This window comes from Actinomadura geliboluensis, assembly GCF_005889745.1.
Classification (GTDB): Bacteria; Actinomycetota; Actinomycetes; order Streptosporangiales; family Streptosporangiaceae; genus Spirillospora; species Spirillospora geliboluensis.
Map to the genome: position 1 here is coordinate 37,396 of NZ_VCKZ01000008.1, position 17,753 is coordinate 55,148.

General features: G+C 72.8%; 17 protein-coding genes. All 17 read right to left on the reverse strand.

Going from position 1 to position 17,753, the window contains the following annotated elements; genetic code table 11:
- Window positions 1-83: 83 nt before the first annotated feature.
- A complete protein-coding gene (locus ETD96_RS02720; RefSeq protein WP_138633447.1) occupies window positions 84-620 on the reverse strand; it encodes a transglutaminase-like domain-containing protein in 537 nt (178 codons plus the stop codon).
- Window positions 620-1,357: a 4-hydroxy-tetrahydrodipicolinate reductase gene (gene dapB, locus ETD96_RS02725; protein ID WP_138633450.1), complete on the reverse strand. Its 738-nt coding sequence runs from the start codon at window positions 1,355-1,357 to the stop codon at window positions 620-622. Before dapB ends, ETD96_RS02720 begins: the two co-directional genes overlap by 1 nt.
- Before the next feature lie 37 nt (window positions 1,358-1,394).
- Entirely contained in the window at window positions 1,395-2,018 is a 624-nt protein-coding gene (locus ETD96_RS02730; RefSeq protein WP_138633453.1) for an FMN-dependent NADH-azoreductase, read from the reverse strand.
- Between the two features lie 90 nt (window positions 2,019-2,108).
- Window positions 2,109-2,480, reverse strand: coding sequence for a phage holin family protein (locus ETD96_RS02735; protein WP_138633456.1), 372 nt, complete (start codon window positions 2,478-2,480; stop codon window positions 2,109-2,111).
- A 93-nt stretch (window positions 2,481-2,573) separates the two neighbouring features.
- Window positions 2,574-3,893, reverse strand: coding sequence for a M16 family metallopeptidase (locus ETD96_RS02740; protein ID WP_138633459.1), 1,320 nt, complete (start codon window positions 3,891-3,893; stop codon window positions 2,574-2,576).
- A 91-nt stretch (window positions 3,894-3,984) separates the two neighbouring features.
- Entirely contained in the window at window positions 3,985-6,330 is a 2,346-nt protein-coding gene (locus tag ETD96_RS02745) for a polyribonucleotide nucleotidyltransferase (RefSeq protein ID WP_420884730.1), read from the reverse strand.
- A gap of 282 nt (window positions 6,331-6,612) precedes the next feature.
- A complete protein-coding gene (gene rpsO, locus ETD96_RS02750) occupies window positions 6,613-6,882 on the reverse strand; it encodes a 30S ribosomal protein S15 (protein ID WP_021599383.1) in 270 nt (89 codons plus the stop codon).
- A 223-nt stretch (window positions 6,883-7,105) separates the two neighbouring features.
- Window positions 7,106-8,050, reverse strand: coding sequence for a bifunctional riboflavin kinase/FAD synthetase (locus tag ETD96_RS02755; protein WP_138633462.1), 945 nt, complete (start codon window positions 8,048-8,050; stop codon window positions 7,106-7,108).
- Window positions 8,051-8,146: 96 nt separating this feature from the next.
- Window positions 8,147-8,815 carry a PAQR family membrane homeostasis protein TrhA gene (gene trhA / locus ETD96_RS02760; RefSeq protein ID WP_240807142.1) on the reverse strand — a complete coding sequence of 223 codons (669 nt, stop codon included), beginning with the start codon at window positions 8,813-8,815 and terminating at the stop codon, window positions 8,147-8,149.
- 168 nt (window positions 8,816-8,983) lie between these two features.
- Window positions 8,984-9,856, reverse strand: coding sequence for a tRNA pseudouridine(55) synthase TruB (gene truB / locus ETD96_RS02765; protein ID WP_138633465.1), 873 nt, complete (start codon window positions 9,854-9,856; stop codon window positions 8,984-8,986).
- Between the two features lie 15 nt (window positions 9,857-9,871).
- Window positions 9,872-11,032, reverse strand: coding sequence for a DHH family phosphoesterase (locus ETD96_RS02770; protein WP_240807144.1), 1,161 nt, complete (start codon window positions 11,030-11,032; stop codon window positions 9,872-9,874).
- Window positions 11,029-11,511, reverse strand: a complete 483-nt coding sequence (rbfA, locus tag ETD96_RS02775; RefSeq protein WP_138633469.1) for a 30S ribosome-binding factor RbfA — start codon at window positions 11,509-11,511, stop codon at window positions 11,029-11,031. Before rbfA ends, ETD96_RS02770 begins: the two co-directional genes overlap by 4 nt.
- Before the next feature lie 260 nt (window positions 11,512-11,771).
- Window positions 11,772-12,068: a DUF503 domain-containing protein gene (locus ETD96_RS02780; protein WP_138633510.1), complete on the reverse strand. Its 297-nt coding sequence runs from the start codon at window positions 12,066-12,068 to the stop codon at window positions 11,772-11,774.
- Window positions 12,069-12,292: 224 nt separating this feature from the next.
- Complete coding sequence (infB, locus tag ETD96_RS02785; RefSeq protein WP_138633473.1) at window positions 12,293-15,352, reverse strand: translation initiation factor IF-2; 3,060 nt, start codon at window positions 15,350-15,352, stop codon at window positions 12,293-12,295.
- Between the two features lie 108 nt (window positions 15,353-15,460).
- Window positions 15,461-15,802, reverse strand: coding sequence for a YlxR family protein (locus tag ETD96_RS02790; protein ID WP_338072529.1), 342 nt, complete (start codon window positions 15,800-15,802; stop codon window positions 15,461-15,463).
- A complete protein-coding gene (nusA, locus tag ETD96_RS02795; protein ID WP_138633513.1) occupies window positions 15,768-16,817 on the reverse strand; it encodes a transcription termination factor NusA in 1,050 nt (349 codons plus the stop codon). Before nusA ends, ETD96_RS02790 begins: the two co-directional genes overlap by 35 nt.
- 25 nt (window positions 16,818-16,842) lie before the next feature.
- A complete protein-coding gene (rimP, locus tag ETD96_RS02800; protein WP_138633479.1) occupies window positions 16,843-17,454 on the reverse strand; it encodes a ribosome maturation factor RimP in 612 nt (203 codons plus the stop codon).
- Window positions 17,455-17,753 lie beyond the last annotated feature (299 nt).

The window sequence follows — 17,753 nt, forward strand, 5'->3', positions numbered from 1 at the left end:
CGACGGCCCGCACAACCCCGCCGGTGCTCAGGACCGGGTCGGTCGCGGTGCCGTCGTGCGCGGGGGTCGTCCGGGGCGCGGGTTCAGTGGAGCGGGCCGGTGAGGACCTCGGGCGCGCGCATGGCCTTGAGGCCCTCCAGGACCGACTCCGGCGGTTCCGCGTAGACCGTGGGGAGCACCGGGTCGCCGGGGAACGCCAGGCGGTGCTCGGACGGGGAGAACTGGACGTCGATGCCCGGCTTGTTGCCCCGGGGGTCGAGCAGGACCCAGCGGTCGTCCACCAGGGCGGCGGTGAGGCCGTGCAGGAAGCCGGACGACTCCTGGTAGCACAGGCCCGCCTGGACGCCGCCCGCGCGCAGCAGGGCGACGTAGGCGTGGGCCTTGGCGTAGCAGAGGCCGGTCCGCTGCTCCAGGACGTCGGAGGCCCGCCAGACGACGCGCGGGTCGCCGCCGTCCATCGAGTGGACGACCTTGTCGCGGACGTGGTCGAACGCGGCGTGGGCGTAGGCGATGTCGTCGCCGGTGCGCAGCTCGGCGGCGATCGACTGGACGAGCGGGTGCTCGATGTCGATCGCCTCGGACGCGCCGAGGTAGTCCCAGGGCTGGGCGGCGAAGTCCATCACAGGCCGAGCAGCGTCTCGATGCCGAGGGTGAGGCGGTCCAGCTCGGGGACCTTGCGGACGGCGAGCAGCACGCCCGGCATGAAGGACTCGCGGTTCATCGCGTCGTGCCGGATCGTGAACAGCTCGCCGTGGCCGCCGAGGACGACCTCCTGGTGGGCGACGGCGCCGGACATGCGGACCGCGTGCACGCGCACGCCGTCCACGTCGGCGCCGCGGGCGCCCGCGACCTCGGAGACGGTCGCGTCCGGGGACGCGCCCACCCCGGCCTCCGCGCGGGCGGCGGCGACCAGCTCGGCGGTGCGGTAGGCGGTGCCGGACGGGGCGTCGGCCTTGTTCGGGTGGTGCGTCTCGACGATCTCGACGGACTCGAAGAACGGCGCGGCCTGCTGGGCGAAGTGCATCATCAGGACCGCGCCGATCCCGAAGTTCGGGGCGATGAGGACGTTCCCCGACGAGTCGTCGGTCAGCCAGGAGCGGACCGTGTCGAGGCGGGAGGGGTCGAACCCGGTGGTGCCGACGACGGCGTGCAGGCCGCGCTCCACGCACCACCTGAGGTTGTCCATGACGACGCCGGGGTGGGTGAAGTCGACGACGACCTCGGCGGCCGTGAGCGCGTCGAGCGCGTCGCCCTGGTCGACGGCCGCGACGAGCTCCATGTCGCCGGCCCCCTGCACGGCACGGCACACCTCGGCGCCCATCCGGCCCTGCGCGCCCAGCACCCCGACCTTTGTCACGTGTTCCTCCCGGTTGGCGTCCCGCCCGAGCCTATCGTCAGAAGCGCTTGCCCAGCTCGCGCGCCTCGGCGTGGGCGGCGCGGCGCCCGGTCTCGGCGTCGGCCGTGGCGAGGTTGGGGCGGAACTCGACGGTGCTGAGGTCGGTGACCCCCGTCCAGCGCAGCCAGCCCTCCAGGAAGGGCGCCTGGTGGTCGCGGCCGAACGCGGGCGGGCGGCCCTCCCCGTAGACGGCGCTCGTGTACACGATGGCGGCCTTCTTGCCGTGGAGGAGCCCGCTGTAGCCCTTCTCGGGGTCGAACGCGAACACCCAGCCGGGCTGGGAGACCACGTCGATGAACTGCTTGAGGACGTACGGCACGCTGGAGTTCCACATCGGGACGCTGAACAGGTAGCGGTCGTAGGAGTCGTAGCGCTCGAAGGCGGCGCGGGCGGCCCGCCACGCGGCGGCCTGGTCCCCGGACGGGTCGCCTCCGGCGAGCACGGTCATCTTGGCGCCGGCGCCGGCCGGGCCGAACGCGGGGAGGGTGCCGTCCCACAGGTCGAAGTGGTCGACGGTGTCGCCGTGGACCTCGCGGTAGGCGTCCAGGAAGGACTCCGCGATCGCCAGGGACTCGGACTCGGCGCCTCGGGGGGACGCGGAGATGTGCAGCAGGCGGGACATGAGGGGGTTCCTCTCGACGGAAAGCACACGGACCGCAGTCCGGTTACCCTGAGAACGGTAACGGACTCCGGTCCGGTTAACAAGCCTCCGTCAGTCGTCGGCGACGAACAGGTTGAGCAGCCAGCTCACGACGCCGATGATGATCGCTCCCCAGAACGCCGGCCAGAACCACTCCACATGGAAGGGCAGCCCGAGCTCGCCCGCGATCCAGCTCGTCAGCATGAGCAGCCCCGCGTTCACCAGCAGCGCGAACAGCCCGAGGGTCAGCACGTAGAAGGCGCAGCCCAGCACCTGGATCACGGGCTTCAGCACGGCGTTGACCACACCGAAGATCACGGCGACGCCCAGCAGCGTGAGCACGCGCTCGGTCGTGCTCCCCGCGGTGAGCTCGACGCCGTCGAGGGCCGCCTCCGCGACCCACAGCGCGATCGCGGCGATGACCACCCTGATGAGGATCTTCACGCGGCCCGGTCTACCCCGGGCGCGCCGATCCCTAACGGATCACGCGGCCCTCGCGAGTCACGAGGGTCACGCGGGTCACGAGAGTCGCGCGGGTCACGCGCTGAAGTCGCGGTCGCCGACCGGGCCGATCACGGTGAGGGCCTGCGGGCCCGCCAGCACCTCGCGGGCGATGGCGCGGACGTCGTCGAGGGTCACGGCCTCGATGCGGGCCAGCACCTCGTCCACCGGCAGCAGCGACTCGTAGACCAGCTCGCTCTTGCCGATGCGGCTCATGCGGGAGCCGGTGTCCTCCAGGCCGAGCACCATGGCGCCGCGCAGCTGCCCCTTCCCGCGCTCCAGCTCCTCGGCGGTCAGGCACTCCTCGGCGGCCCGGCCCAGCTCGTCCCGGCAGATCGACAGGACCTCCTCGGCCTTGGCGGGCTGGCAGCCCGCGTAGACGCCGAAGATGCCGGAGTCGGCGTACTGCGCGGTGTAGCTGTAGACCGAGTAGGCGAGGCCCCGCTTCTCCCGGATCTCCTGGAACAGGCGGGACGACATGCCGCCGCCGAGCGCGGCGTTCAGCACGCCGAGCGCGAACCGGCGGTCGTCGGTGCGCGACACCCCGGCCCCGCCGAGGATGATGTGCGCCTGCTCGGTGTCCTTGTCGATCACCACGCTGCGCGGGTCGACCGGCGCGGGCGTGCCGTCCAGGCGCGGCGCGGCGGGCTCGGCGTCACCGGTCAGGTGCTCGGCGAACGCCTCCGACACCAGCCGCACGACCTCGTCGTGGTCGATGTTCCCGGCGACCGACACCACCAGCTTGGACGGGACGTAGTGCTCCCGGTAGTAGCCGTGGATGCGGTCCCGCGACAGGGCGTTGATCGAGTCCTCGCTGCCGAGGATGGGGCGGCCGAGCGGGGTGTCGCCGTACAGCGCTGTGGAGAACTCGTCGTGGATGAGGTCGCCGGGGTCGTCGTCGCGCATGTGGATCTCTTCGAGGATCACCCCGCGCTCGGCCTCGACGTCCTCGGGCCGGTTGACCGAGTCGGCCACCATGTCCGACACGACGTCCACGGCGAGCGGCAGGTCGGCGTCCAGCACCCGCGCGTAGTAGCAGGTGTACTCCTTGGCGGTGAACGCGTTGAGGTCGCCGCCGACCGCGTCGACCGCCGCGGAGATCTCCAGCGCCGACCGCCGCCGCGTCCCCTTGAACAGCACGTGCTCCAGGTAGTGGCTGGCCCCCGCGTCGGCGGGCGCCTCGTCGCGGGAACCGACCGCCGACCAGATCCCGAACGCGGCGGACCGCACGGTCGGCATCGTCTCGGTGATGATCCGCAGCCCGCCGGGCAGCACGGTGCGGCGCACCGCGCCGGCCCCGTCGGTGTGGATCGTGGTGGTGGTGCCGGGCTCCTGCGCCCGCGCCGGCAGCGTCACGTGTCGCTCACATTCCGGTCGATGGAAGGTCGGAGAAAGCGGCCGACCGGCACGCCCCCGCCGAGGGCGTGCCGGTCGGTCGTCGCACGGGTCAGGAGTTGCGCTGGCCGGACTCGTCACCGCGGCGGGTGCGGCGGCGGCGCGGGCGGCGGTCGCCCTCGTCGCGGCGCTCCCGGCGCTCGCCGGAGTCGCCGTCGTCCGCGGCGGCCGGGGCCTCGCCGTCACCGGCGTCGCCCTTCTCCGCGGCCTCCCGCTCGATCACCTCGACCGGCACCAGCGACAGCTTGCCGCGCTGGTCGATCTCGGTGACCTCGACCTGGATCTTCTCGCCGACGCCCATCACGTCCTCGACGTTCTCGATCCGGGCGCCGCCGTGCAGCTTGCGGATCTGCGAGACGTGCAGCAGGCCGTCCTTGCCGGGCAGCAGCGACACGAACGCGCCGAACGTGGTGGTCTTGACGACGGTGCCGAGGAACCGCTCGCCGACCTCCGGCATGTGCGGGTTCGCGATCGAGTTGATCGCCTGCCGGGCGGCCTCGGCGGACGGCCCGTCGGTGGCGCCGACGTAGATGGTGCCGTCGTCCTCGATCGTGATGTCGGCGCCGGTGTCGTCCTGGATCGAGTTGATCATCTTGCCCTTGGGGCCGATGACCTCGCCGATCTTGTCGACCGGGACCTTGATCGTGATGATCCGCGGCGCGTTCGGGCTCATCTCGGCGGGCGCCTCGATGGCCTCCTGCATCACGTCCAGGATCGCCAGGCGGGCGCCCTTGGCCTGCTTCAGCGCGGCGGCCAGCACCGAGGCGGGGATGCCGTCGAGCTTGGTGTCGAGCTGCAGCGCGGTGATCAGGTCGCGGGTGCCGGCGACCTTGAAGTCCATGTCGCCGAACGCGTCCTCGGCGCCGAGGATGTCGGTGAGCGTGACGTACTCGTCGCCCTCGTTGATCAGGCCCATCGCGATGCCCGCCACCATCTGCTTGAGCGGGACGCCCGCGTCCAGCAGCGACATGGTGGACGCGCAGACCGAGCCCATCGAGGTGGAGCCGTTGGAGCCGAGCGCCTCCGACACCTGCCGGATCGCGTACGGGAACTCCTCGCGCGACGGCAGCACCGGGATCAGCGCGCGCTCGGCGAGCGCGCCGTGCCCGATCTCGCGCCGCTTCGGCGAGCCGACCCGGCCGGTCTCACCGGTCGAGTACGGCGGGAAGTTGTAGTTGTGCATGTAGCGCTTGGTGCGCTCGGGGTTCAGCGTGTCGATCGTCTGCTCCATGCGGAGCATGTTCAGCGTCGTCACGCCGAGGATCTGGGTCTCGCCGCGCTCGAACAGCGCCGAGCCGTGCACGCGCGGGACGACGTGCGCCTCCGCGGTGAGCTGGCGGATGTCCTTCAGCCCGCGGCCGTCCATGCGCAGCCCCTCGCGGATGACCCGCTCGCGGACCAGCTTCTTGGTGACGGCGCGGTAGGCGGCGGAGATCTCCTTCTCGCGCCCCTCGAACTGCTCGGCGAGCTTCTCGGCGGCGGCCGCCTTGATCTCGTCGAGCCGGGTCTCGCGCTCCTGCTTGCCGGCGATGGTGAGCGCCTGCGCCAGGTCGCCGCTGACGGCGTCGGTGACGGCGGTGAGCACGTCGTCCTGGTAGTCCAGGAAGATCGGGTACTCGGCGGTCTCCTTGGCCGCGACGGCCGCGAGGTCGCTCTGCGCCTTGCAGAGCACCTTGATGAACGGCTTGGCCGCCTCCAGTCCCTCGGCGACGGTCTCCTCCGTCGGGGCGGTGGCGCCCTCGCCGACCAGCTTGAGCGTGTCGCGGGTGGACTCCGCCTCGACCATCATGATCGCGACGTCGCCGTCCGCCAGCACGCGGCCGGCGACGACCATGTCGAAGGTGGCGCGCTCCAGCTCGGGGTGGGTGGGGAAGCCGACCCACTGGCCGTCGATCAGCGCGACGCGGACACCGCCGATCGGGCCGGAGAACGGCAGCCCGGCCAGCTGGGTGGACATCGAGGCGGCGTTGATCGCCACGACGTCGTACAGGTGGTCGGGGTGCAGCGCCATGATCGTCTCGACGATCTGGATCTCGTTGCGCAGGCCCTTGGTGAACGACGGGCGCAGCGGCCGGTCGATCAGCCGGCAGGTGAGGATCGCGTCCTCGGAGGGCCGGCCCTCGCGGCGGAAGAACGAGCCGGGGATGCGCCCGGCCGCGTACATCCGCTCCTCGACGTCCACGGTCAGCGGGAAGAAGTCCAGGTTGTCCTTGGGCTTCTTGGACGCGGTGGTCGCCGACAGCACCATCGTCTCGTCGTCGAGGTAGGCGACGGCCGAGCCCGCCGCCTGCCGGGCCAGCCGGCCCGTCTCGAAGCGGATGGTACGGGTGCCGAAGGCGCCGTTGTCGATCACGGCCTCGGTGCTCTGCGCTCCGTCGATGCGCACGGCTTCTGTCACGGGAAACCTCCTCAGGGTTCCATGTCGGTCCTCGCGGCCGTTTCCCGTGGCTTGTCACGCTGCCGGTCTTCGATCGAAGCACCCGGATCGAGATCCCCCGCCGGTGCGGCGGAACGGATCCGGAAGCCACTACCGAGGACCGGCCCGCACCAGCGGTGTCCGCGAGGCTTGTCTGCAGTTGTGCGGCCGGGGCCTGGGCGGGCCCGGCGGCCGGATACCGGTCGGCGGCCGCCGACCGGTAAAAGGAAGGGAGTGGCCCGCGCGGGCCACTCCCTCAGCGTGCTAGCGGCGCAGGCCGAGTCGCTCGATCAGCTGCCGGTAGCGGTTGATGTCCTTGTTGCTCAGGTACTTCAGGAGGCGGCGGCGACGGCCGACCAGCAGCAGCAGTCCGCGGCGGCTGTGGTGGTCGTGCTTGTGCTCCTTGAGGTGCTCGGTCAGATCGTTGATGCGGCGCGTCAGCAGCGCGACCTGGACCTCCGGGGATCCGGTGTCACCCTCAGTGGTCGCGTACTCGGCGATGATCTGGTTCTTCGTGGCGGTGTCGAGCGACACGTGGCTCCTTCGATGGGATCGTCACCCGCAGATCCGGGCCCGGAGGGCGCACGGGTCCGCATGGTGCGTTTCAGAGGGTGGCAAGCCGCATGAGGGTGCAGCTCGCCGCGCCGGGGCCCTTCCCGGCGACTATTCACCGTACCATGCCGGAAACCCACGCAGTCACGAAGCGAGAACCGGTGTTGTCGCAGGGTACGCGGCGGAAACGCGGGCTCCGCCCGGGTCACTCGGAGGTGATCTCCCTGGCGCGGTCCACGTCCCGGCGCATCTCCTCGATCAGCGCGTCGATCGAGTCGAACTTCAGGGTGTCGCGGATGCGGGCGGTGAAGTCCACGGCCATGTGCTCGCCGTACAGGTCGAGGTCGTCGCGGTCCAGCGCGTACGCCTCGACGGTCCGCTCCCCCGCGCCCTCGAACGTCGGGTTCGTCCCGATGGAGATCGCGGCGGGCCAGCGGAAGTCCGGGTAGCGCTCGGAGTCGCAGACCAGCCAGCCGCCGTAGACGCCGTCGGCCGGGATCGCGGTGTTCGCCGCCGTCTCCAGGTTCGCCGTCGGGAACCCGAGCGCGCGGCCGCGCCGGTGGCCGCGCACCACGATGCCCTCCACGCGGTGCGGCCGGCCGAGCGCCCGCGCCGCCGCCCCGACGTCGCCCGCGTCGAGCCGGCCCCGGATGTAGGTGGAGGAGATCGTGCCGCCGTTCGCCACGAGCGGCATGCCCTCGGCGGTGAAGTCGTACTTCTCGCCGAGCTCGCGCAGCAGCGCGACGTCTCCCTTGGCCTTGTGGCCGAAGCGGAAGTCCTCGCCGACGATCACGTGGGCGGCGTGCAGCCGGTCGACCAGGACCGACTGCACGAACTCGTCCGGCGGCACCTTGGACAGCTCAAGGGTGAACGGGACGACCGCGACCGCGTCCGTGCCGAGCCCCTCCAGCAGCTCCACGCGCCGCCGGGTGGTGGCGAGCAGCGGCGGATGGGTGCCCGGCCGGACGACCTCGTCGGGGTGCGGGTCGAACGTGATGACCACCGAGCGCAGGCCGCGGCGCCGGGCCTCCTCGGCCGCGGCGCCGACGATCCGCTGATGGCCGCGGTGCACCCCGTCGAACACCCCGATGGTGATCACTGAACGGCCCCAGTCCGCGGGAACCTCGTCGAGGCCATTCCAACGCCGCACCATTCTCTCCCTGCGTAGGGCATGCCTGCCGGTATTCTCCTGCCGCCCTCAAGAGTGCCATGACGGGGGCCGCGAGGTCGCACCCAGGGGTACCCGTCAGCCGGACTGGTAGACGACCAGCGACACCGCGATGTACTGCAGGACGTAGGCGGCGAGCGTGCAGGCGTGGAACACCTCGTGGAAGCCGAACCAGCGCGGCGACGGGTCGGGGCGGCGCAGCCCGTAGACGACGCCTCCGACGCTGTAGCAGATCCCGCCGGCCGCGACCAGCACGCACGCGGCGGTGCCGGCGCCGTCCAGGAACTGCGGCAGGAAGAACACCGCGACCCAGCCGAGGACGATGTAGAGGGTCACGTAGAGGGCGCGCGGGGCGCCGATCCAGGCGGTGCGGAAGACGACGCCCGCGACGGCGCCCGTCCAGACGGTGATGAGGACGGCGAGCCGCACGCCGCCGTCCAGGGCGACGACCGCGAAGGGGGTGTACGTCCCCGCGATGATCAGGTAGATGTTGGCATGGTCGAACCGGCGCAGCACCTCGATCAGCCGGTGCGACTGCTGCCGGTGGTACGTCCCCGAGATCCCGAACAGCATCCCCGATGTCGCCACGTACACCGCCGACGCGAGCCGCGCGTGGACGCTCGGGCCGAGCGCCACCAGCACGAGCCCGGCGACCAGCACCGCGGGGAACGCGCCGAGGTGCAGCCAGCCGCGCAGCCGCGGCCGGGTGGGGGACGCCACCGGGGGGTGGTCCTTCACAGTGGTCACGGACACCTCCTGCCTCAGTAACTTACGCTCTCGTAGGTTACGCGCCCGTAGGTTTTCGCGCAGCACTTTCACCCGGTGATGCGCACCACGGGTGTATTGCCCGGGTCCGGGTCCGGGTAGAGCGCGTACGGGTAAAGGCCCGAAGGCTAGAAGGTCGTTCCAGGTGGGTCAGGGGACGAAGACGGCGAGGGGCTTGGCCTGCCCGCCCCGCTCCTCGACGAGGGCGAGCAGCGTCCCGTCCGGCGCGAAGACGCCCACCGGCCCCGGGCCCAGCCCGGCCGCCGGCAGCCGCCCGCCGTGCGCGACCTTGCGGGCGTCGTCGGCCGAGACGTCCCGGCGCGGGAACACCGCGGCGACCGCCTCGCCCATCGGCAGGATCTCCGGCTTCTCCGCGAACTGGTCGAGGGTCCGCGCCATGGCCAGGTCGTAGGGCCCGACCCGGGTGCGGCGCAGCGCCGTCAGATGGCCGCCGCAGCCGAGGGACGCGCCGAGGTCGCGGGCCAGCGCCCGGATGTAGGTGCCGGACGAGCAGGCGACCGACGCGTCCACGTCGATCAGGTCGCCCTCGCGCCGCACGTCGGTGACCGTGAACGAGTGCACGGTCACGGGGCGGGCCGCGAGCGCCACGTCCTCGCCCTTGCGGGCCATCTTGTACGCCCGCTCGCCGTTCACCTTGATCGCGCTGACCTGCGGCGGGACCTGCTGGATCGGCCCGGTCAGCGCCGCGACGCCCGCGCGCAGCGCCTCGTCGGCCACGGACGCGGCGGACGCCGTCGCGGTGATCTCGCCCTCCGCGTCGTCGGTGTTGGTCGACTGCCCGAGGCGGATCGTCGCGTCGTACCCCTTCTCCGTCAGCGCGAGGTGGCCGAGGAGGCGGGTGGCCTTGCCGACGCCGAGCACGAGCACGCCCGTCGCCATCGGGTCGAGCGTGCCCGCGTGCCCGACCCGCCGGGTCTTCGCCAGCCGCCGCATCTTCCCGACGACGTCGTGCGACGTCCAGCCGGCGGGCTTGTCCACGATGACGAGTCCCGAGTTGTCCACGCGCGCTCCGAAAGGTCAGTCGTCGGGGTCACCGGGCACGCGCAGCGCCGCGCGCAGCCGGTCGATGATGGCGGCGGGCTCCCCGCCCATGGTGAACGCGGCGGCCGTGCGGTGCCCGCCGCCGCCGAGCTCCACGCAGGCGCGGCCGACGTCGATCGCGCCCTTGGAGCGGGTGGAGACGTACCACTCGCCCCGGTCGTTCTCCTTGCACACCACCGCGACCTCGGCCTCGTCGGTGCGCCTGAGCTGGTCGATGACCCCTTCGAGCTGGTCGTACTCGACGTCGCGGGCGGCCCGGTCGGAGCGGGCGATCGTCGTCCAGACCAGGCCGAGGCCGGCCGCCGCGTCGCGCTCCAGCCGGGCCCGCGCCAGCGCGCCCGCGAGCACCTGCAGGTAGCCGAACGGGGCCCGGTCCCACAGCTCGCGGCTGACCGCGTCGGGCCGGACGCCCGCCGTCAGCAGCCGCCCCGCGAGGTTGTGCACCTCCGGGGTCGTGCACGGGTACTTGAACGACCCGGTGTCGCTGGCGAGCCCCGCGTACAGGCCCTGCGCGATGTCGCGGTCGAGCGGGACGCCGAGCCGGCGGATCAGCTCCTCCACCAGCACCGCGGTGGCCGCGGCGTCCGGGTCGACGAGCCGCACGCCCCCGAACCCGGTGTTGGACGCGTGGTGGTCGACGACGACCAGCGCGCCGGCCCGGTCCGCGTGCCCGGCGAGGCCGCCGAGCCGCGCCCGGCCGGCCGCGTCCAGGGAGATCATCAGCTCCGGGGCGGCGGGCACCCGGGCGGGCTCCACCAGCAGCTCCTGCCCCGGCAGGAAGCGCAGGATCGCCGGGACCGTGAACGGCTCCCCGAACGAGGCCACGCACCGCTTGCCGAGCGCGCGGAGCGCCTGCGCGAGCGCCAGCATGGAGCCGAGCGCGTCGCCGTCCGGCGCCACATGGCAGACGAGGCAGATCTCCTCCGCCGCGCGGATCAGCTGGACCGCGCGGTCCCACTCCAGGTCGGCGGCCGGTGCGGCGGGCGCGGCCGGTGCGGCGGGGCCGCGCACTCCGCCGCCCCCGCCGCGCGGCACGATGTCATGGCCGCCCGCGGCGTGGCCGTCCGCGTCGTGCAGCCGGCACTCCTCCGGCCCCCCGGAGGCCGCAGCCTCCGCGCGGCCCTCGGGGCCGTTCACGAGGACGGGGGCCGGGAACGGCCGTCCTCGTCGTCGGCGTCCTCGTCGAGGTCGTCGTCGGCGGCGGGCTCCCGGTACGGGTTCGCCTCACCGGCCGGGGACGCGTCCTGCGCGGCGCGCGCGACCTCGGCGTCCCTGGCGCGGGCCTTGGCCAGCAGGTCGTCGATGTGAGCCGCGTTCTCCATCAGGGAGTCCATGACGAAGGTGATGCTGGGCGTGTGCCGGACGCCCGTCTTCCTGCCCACCTCCGACCTGATGACGCCCTTCGCGCTCTCCAGCGCGGCGGCCGTCTCGGCGCGCTCGCCGTCCGACCCGTACACCGTGTAGTAGACGGTCGCGTCGCGCAGGTCGTTGGTGATGCGGGTGTCCGTCACGGTCACGAAGCCGAGCCGCGGATCCTTGATCCGCCTCTCCAGCATCTCGGCCACGATCTGCTGGATGCGGTCGGCGAGCTTGCGCGCCCGAGCTGCGTCCACCATGATCGCACTCCCTTTCTATGGTCTGCCGACCCCTCTGTGGTCCGGCGCCGGCACCGAAGTTCCATTGTGGGGGCACTCCCCCACCCCCCGACCGGGAAGACCGAACGCCGTCCGGTTCATTGTGGGGGACGACCGTCCTCCACTCCGCCGGCGCTCCGTTGCGGACGCCGTCCGGTTCATTGTGGGGGACGACCCCCACACCCTCGAACGGAGACTGAACGTCGTCCTCCACTCCGCTGGCGCTCCGTTGCGGACGCCGTTCAGTCCTCGTCGTGGAAGATCCGCTGGCGGGCGGACAGCAGTTCGATCTCCGGCCGTCCGGCCACCAGGCGTTCGCACTGGTCGAGCACCTGGGTGCAGTTGGCGGCCGAGCCCGAGACCACCGCCACCCCGATCTCCGCCCTGCGGTGCAGGTCGTTGCCGCCGGTCTCGGCGACGGCCACCGCCGGGAAGTGCTTGTGCACCTCGGCGATGATGGGCCGGACGACGGACCGCTTCTGCTTCAGCGAGCGGACGTCCCCCAGCAGCAGGTCGAGTGTCAGCGCACCCACGTACACCTGGTCGATCACCTCGGGATCTGTCTGGTTGGAACGACGGGGATCACCCGCCGTGTTCCCGGCCCGCGCCGCCGGGCGGCGGACGGGGCCGGACATGCAGGACGCCAGGCTAGAAGATCCGCCTGGCGTCCTGTCATCCGATTTAACGATCACATCGGCGACGAGCCGGCCGCCGCCCGGCCCGCGCCCGCAGGGGCGGAGCCGGGCGGACGGGCCGCCGGGCCTCAGACGCGGGGCTTCTCCCGCATCTCGAAGCACTCGATGACGTCGCCGAGCTTGATGTCGTTGTAACCGACGCCGATGCCGCACTCGAAGCCCTCGCGGACCTCGGTCGCGTCGTCCTTGAAGCGGCGCAGCGACGACACCGTGAGGTTGTCGGCGACCACGACGCCGTCGCGGACGAGGCGGGCCTTGGCGTTGCGCTGGATGATCCCCGAGGTGACCATCGAGCCGGCCACGTTGCCGATCCGCGGCACCTTGAAGATCTCGCGGACCTCCGCGGTGCCGAGCTGGGCCTCCTCGAACTCCGGCTTGAGCATGCCCTTGAGGGCCGCCTCGATCTCCTCGATCGCCTGGTAGATGATCGAGTAGTACCGGATGTCGACGCCCTCGCGGTCGGCCAGCTCCTGCGCGTTGCGCTCCGGCCGCACGTTGAAGCCGATGATGACCGCGCCCTCCTCGGACGCCAGCGACAGGTTGACGTCGTCCTGCGTGATCGCGCCGACACCGCGGCGGATGATCCGCAGGCTGACCTCGTCGCCCACGTCGATCTTGAGGAGCGAGTCCTCCAGCGCCTCGACGGAACCCGACACGTCGCCCTTGAGGATGAGCAGCAGCTCCTGCCGCTTGCCCTCCTGGAAGTCCTTGAACAGTTCTTCCAGGGAGCTGCTCTTGCGACTCTTGAGCAGCTCGGCGTTGCGCTTGCGCGCCACCCGCTTGTCGGCGATCTGCCGGGCGATCCGGTCGTCGTCGACGACCAGGAAGTTGTCGCCCGCGCCGGGCACGGCCGCGAGGCCGAGCACCATCACCGGACGGGACGGGCCCGCCTCCTCGAGGTTGTTGCCGTTCTCGTCGAGCATCGCCCGGACGCGGCCGTTGGCCACGCCGCAGACGATCGAGTCGCCGACCCGGAGCGTGCCGCGCTGCACCAGCACGGTCGCCACGGCGCCCCGGCCCTTGTCCAGGTGGGCCTCGATGGCCGAGCCCTGGGCGGGCATGTCGGGGTTGGCCTTCAGGTCGAGCTCGGCGTCGGCGGTCAGGATGATCGCCTCCAGCAGCCCGTCGATGTTGGTGCCCTGCTTGGCGGACACGTCGACGAACTGCGTCGAACCGCCGAACTCCTCGGCGACCAGGCCGTACTCGGTCAGCTGCGCGCGCACCCGGTTCGGGTCCGCGCCCTCGACGTCGATCTTGTTGACCGCGACGACGATCGGGACCCCGGCCGCGGTGGCGTGGTCGATCGCCTCGGTGGTCTGCGGCTTGACGCCGTCGTCCGCGGCGACCACCAGCACCACCAGGTCGGTGGTGTCGGCACCGCGGGCGCGCATGGCGGTGAACGCCTCGTGACCCGGGGTGTCGATGAAGGTGATCTTGCGGTCCTCGCCGTCGACCTCGGTCTCGACCTGGTAGGCGCCGATGTGCTGGGTGATGCCGCCGGCCTCGCCCGCCTGCACGTTGGCGTGCCGGACGGCGTCCAGCAGCTTGGTCTTACCGTGGTCGACGTGGCCCATGACGGTGACCACCGGCGGACGCGACTGGAGGTTCTCCTCGCCGCCCTCGTCCTCGCCGTACTCGATGTCGAACGACTCGAGCAGTGCGCGGTCCTCGTCCTCGGGGCTGACGACCTGGACGTCGAAGTCCAGCTCGAGCCCGAGCGCCATGAGGTCGTCGGGGTCGACCGACTGGGTCGCGGTGACCATCTTGCCGAGATGCATCATGATCGCGACGAGCGACGCCGGGTTGGCGCCGATCTTCTCGGCGAAGTCGGTCAGGGTCGCGCCCTGCGGCAGCCGGATCGTCTTGCCGTTGCCGCGGGGAGCCGAGACGCCGCCGGCGGCGGGCGCCTGCATGTTCTCGAACTCTTGACGACGCGCGCGCTTCGACTTGCGCCCGCGGGCCGGCCGGCCCCCGGGACGTCCGAACGCGCCCTGCGTGCCGCCGCGGCCGCGACCGCCGCCACCTGGGCGGGGACCGCCGAAGCCGCCGCCGGGACGACCGCCGCCGCCCGCGCGCGGGCCACCGAAGCCGCCGCCGCCACCACCGGGACGACCGCCGCCGCCGGGACCGCGACCGCCGCCACCGGGACGACCGCCGCCGCCACCCGGGCCGCGACCGCCGCCACCGCCGCCGGGACCGCCGCGCCCGGGGGCGCCGGCGGGCCGCGAGGACGGCATGTTCATCGGGCTCGGCCGCGGGCCGCCCGGCCGGGGCGGCATGCTGCCCGGGCTGGGCCGCGGGCCGCCCGCACCGGGCGCGCCGCTGCGGCCGCCGGGACGCGGGCCGCCGGCGGGGCCGCCGCCGGGACGGTCACCGCCCGGACGGTCGCCGCCCGGACGCGGACCGGGACGCGGGCCCGGCTTGGGCGCCTGGCCCATGCCGGTGTTGGTCGAGCTGAACGGGTTGTTCCCCGGACGCGGCCGGCCGCCGCCTCCGCCGCCCTGGCGCGGGCCGGGACGCGGGCCCGGCTTGGGCGCGCGGGGACCCGGCTTCGGACCGCCTGCACCGCCCGGACCGCCCGGACCGCCCGGACCGCTGGGCGCGCGGGTTCCGGCACCGGGACCGGCGGGACCGGACGCGGGCGGGGCGCTCGGGCCCTGCGCCGCGGGCGCGTTCACCGGCGTGCCCGGCGCCGGCGGGACCGCCGGACGCGGCGGGCCCGGCTTCGGGCCGCCGCCTGGGCCGCCCTGGCCACCCTGACCACCTGGACCGCCTGGACCGCCCTGGCCGCCGCCCGGTGCACCCGGGGCCGGCTTGGGCGTGGACGGGCGCGGCGCGGCCGGCCGAGGGGCCTGCTGCCGCGCGCCCTGAGAATCGGAGGCGCCGCCGGAGGGACCCGGACGCGGCGCGGGACGCGGACCCGAAGGTCGCTTCGGGGCTGCCCGCTTGTCCCCCTGCTTGGAGGACGAAGAATTTGAGAAGGCTTCCTTCAGCCTGCGTTCGACCGGCGCCTCGATCGTGGAGGACGCCGACCTGACGAACTCGCCCATCTCCTTGAGCTTGGCCATGACGACCTTGCTCTCTACACCGAACTCCTTGGCGAGTTCGTACACCCGGACCTTCGCCACTGCACTCCCTACTCGGTCCGGGGGTGCGGCCTCCGGACCGTCGCTAACTTGCCGTACTCATCGCGGCGTGCTCATCGAGCGCTCATAGCAATCTCGACCTGCTTCCGACTAGACGTCGCTTTCACTTCGGCCATCCTGCTGCCGCGCGGCGTGCACCGCAAGCCGTGCCCGCAGCGCACCACCGTCGAGCGGCCCCGGCAGGCGGAACGCCCGCGGGAACGCCCGACGCCGCTCTGCGAGCTCGAGACACCCCAGGTCGGGGTGCAGATGCGCACCCCGTCCCGGCAGCCGCCCGCGAGGATCGGGGACGATGACGCCCTCGACCACCACCAGGCGCAGCAAGCCGGACTTGGCCGTGCGAACCCGGCAGCCCACACACGTGCGAACAGGGGCCGCCCGGCCACGTTTCATGAGTCTACCGCGCCGAGGCGTCCGCGGGGCCTGTCGCATGCTCTCCTGACGTAGAAGATCCGGTTTGGCCGGGCTCGGCGGGTTCCGCGGGGGGCCGCACCGGCTCGGTGTCGGACCTGATGTCGATCCGCCAGCCGGTCAGCCGGGCGGCGAGCCGCGCGTTCTGCCCCTCCTTGCCGATGGCGAGGGACAGCTGGTAGTCGGGGACGATCACCCGGGCGACCCGGGCGTCGGCGTCGACGACCTCGACATGGGAAACCCGCGCGGGCGACAGCGCATTCCCGACGAGCTCCGCGGGGTCGTCCGACCAGTCGACGATGTCGATCTTCTCGCCGTGCAGCTCGGCCATCACGTTGCGGACCCGGCCGCCGAGCGGGCCGATGCACGCGCCCTTGGCGTTCACGCCGGACTTGCGCGAGCGCACCGCGATCTTGGTGCGGTGGCCGGCCTCGCGGGCGATCGCGGCGATCTCCACGGTGCCGTCGGCGATCTCCGGGACCTCCAGCGCGAACAGCTTGCGGACGAGGTTCGGGTGCGTGCGCGACAGCTGCACCGACGGGCCCCGGTGGCCCTTGCGGACCTGCACCACGTAGGCGCGCAGCCGCTCGCCGTGCTCGTAGCGCTCGCCGGGCACCTGCTCCTGCGGGGGCAGGACGGCCTCGATGCGGCCGAGGTCGACCAGCACGTTGCGCGGGTCCTTGCCCTGCTGGATGATGCCGCTGACGATGTCGCCCTCGCGGCCGGCGTACTCGCCGAAGGTCAGCTCGTCCTCGGCGTCGCGCAGCCGCTGCAGGATCACCTGCTTCGCGGTGGTCGCCGCGATGCGGCCGAAACCGGTCGGGGTGTCGTCGTACTCGCGGAGGTCGTTGCCCTCCTCGTCGGTCTCGGTCGCCCAGACGGTCACGTGCCCGCTCTGCCGGTCCAGCTCGACGCGCGCCTTCGGCGCCGCGCCCTCCGTCCGGTGGTAGGCGATCAGCAGGGCGTCTTCGATGGCCTTGACGGCCACGTCGAGCGAGATGTCCTTCTCGCTCTCCAGGCCCCGCAGGGCGGTCATGTCGATGTCCACGAGGTTCCCCCCTCTAGTCCGGCTCAGCCGGAGAACGCTTATCGTCGGCCGTCCGCTCCAGGGGTTTGAACTCCACCTGGACCCGGCCGCGCCCCAGCTCGTCCAGGCCGAACCTGCGCCGCGCGGTCTGCGTCCCGGCGCCCTTGCCGCGCCGCTTCTGGACGACGTCGATCTCGACGGCGGCGTCGTCGGCCGCGACCACGCGGCCCTCGACCTGCCCGCCCTCGGCCAGCGGCGCGACGACCAGCCGGCCGACGGCGCGGCGCCAGTGCCGCGGCTCGGTGAGGGGTCGGTCGACGCCGGGCGAGGTCACCTCCAGCACGTAGGGCGAGGTCCCCATCACGTCGGACTCGTCGAGCAGCCGGGAGGCGGCCTCGCTCACCCGGGCGACGGCGTCGAGGTCGACCCCGCCGTCCCCGTCCACCACGATCTTCACGAGGCGGCGGCGCCCGGCCGGGCGGACGTCGACCTCCTCCAGGTCGAGGCCGATCTCGGCCACGGCGGGCTCCACCAGCCGGGTCAGCCGGTCGATGGCCGTGTCGCGCGCGGGACGCGCGGAGGCGTCGGCGCGCCTGCCGGGACCGCGCCCGCCCTGAGCGCGGCCACCGCTGGACTCGACGCTCATGGGCCCTCCTCGTGTTCCCTCTGTTGTCACGCCTGCGATCGCGGATGTCACCGTTCGTCCGTCGACACCTCAAGGGTATCGACAGCCGGGGACCGCGTCGGTCTTTCCGGCGGCTCACCGGCGCGGCGGATATGGAATGCTTGAGCTGGCCCGATGGACGCGTCCGTATCCCGCGACCGCGACGGGCCTCCACCACCGTGCCACCGGGTGAGGAGACTCCCTTGCCGAACGCCCTGCCGCGCTCGCCCGAGGAGGCGATGTCGCGGCGCGCGCTGCTGCGGCGGGGGGCCGTGCTGGGC

Excerpts from the sequence above, each read along its gene's own strand:
- ETD96_RS02720 (WP_138633447.1), bottom strand. The coding sequence starts at position 620 with ATGGACTTCGCCGCCCAGCCCTGGGACTACCTCGGCGCGTCCGAGGCG.
- ETD96_RS02730 (WP_138633453.1), bottom strand. The coding sequence starts at position 2,018 with ATGTCCCGCCTGCTGCACATCTCCGCGTCCCCCCGAGGCGCCGAGTCC.
- rbfA (WP_138633469.1), bottom strand. The coding sequence starts at position 11,511 with ATGGTGGACGCAGCTCGGGCGCGCAAGCTCGCCGACCGCATCCAGCAG.
- ETD96_RS02790 (WP_338072529.1), bottom strand. The coding sequence starts at position 15,802 with ATGCGACAGGCCCCGCGGACGCCTCGGCGCGGTAGACTCATGAAACGT.
- nusA (WP_138633513.1), bottom strand. The coding sequence starts at position 16,817 with ATGACCGCCCTGCGGGGCCTGGAGAGCGAGAAGGACATCTCGCTCGAC.
- rimP (WP_138633479.1), bottom strand. The coding sequence starts at position 17,454 with ATGAGCGTCGAGTCCAGCGGTGGCCGCGCTCAGGGCGGGCGCGGTCCC.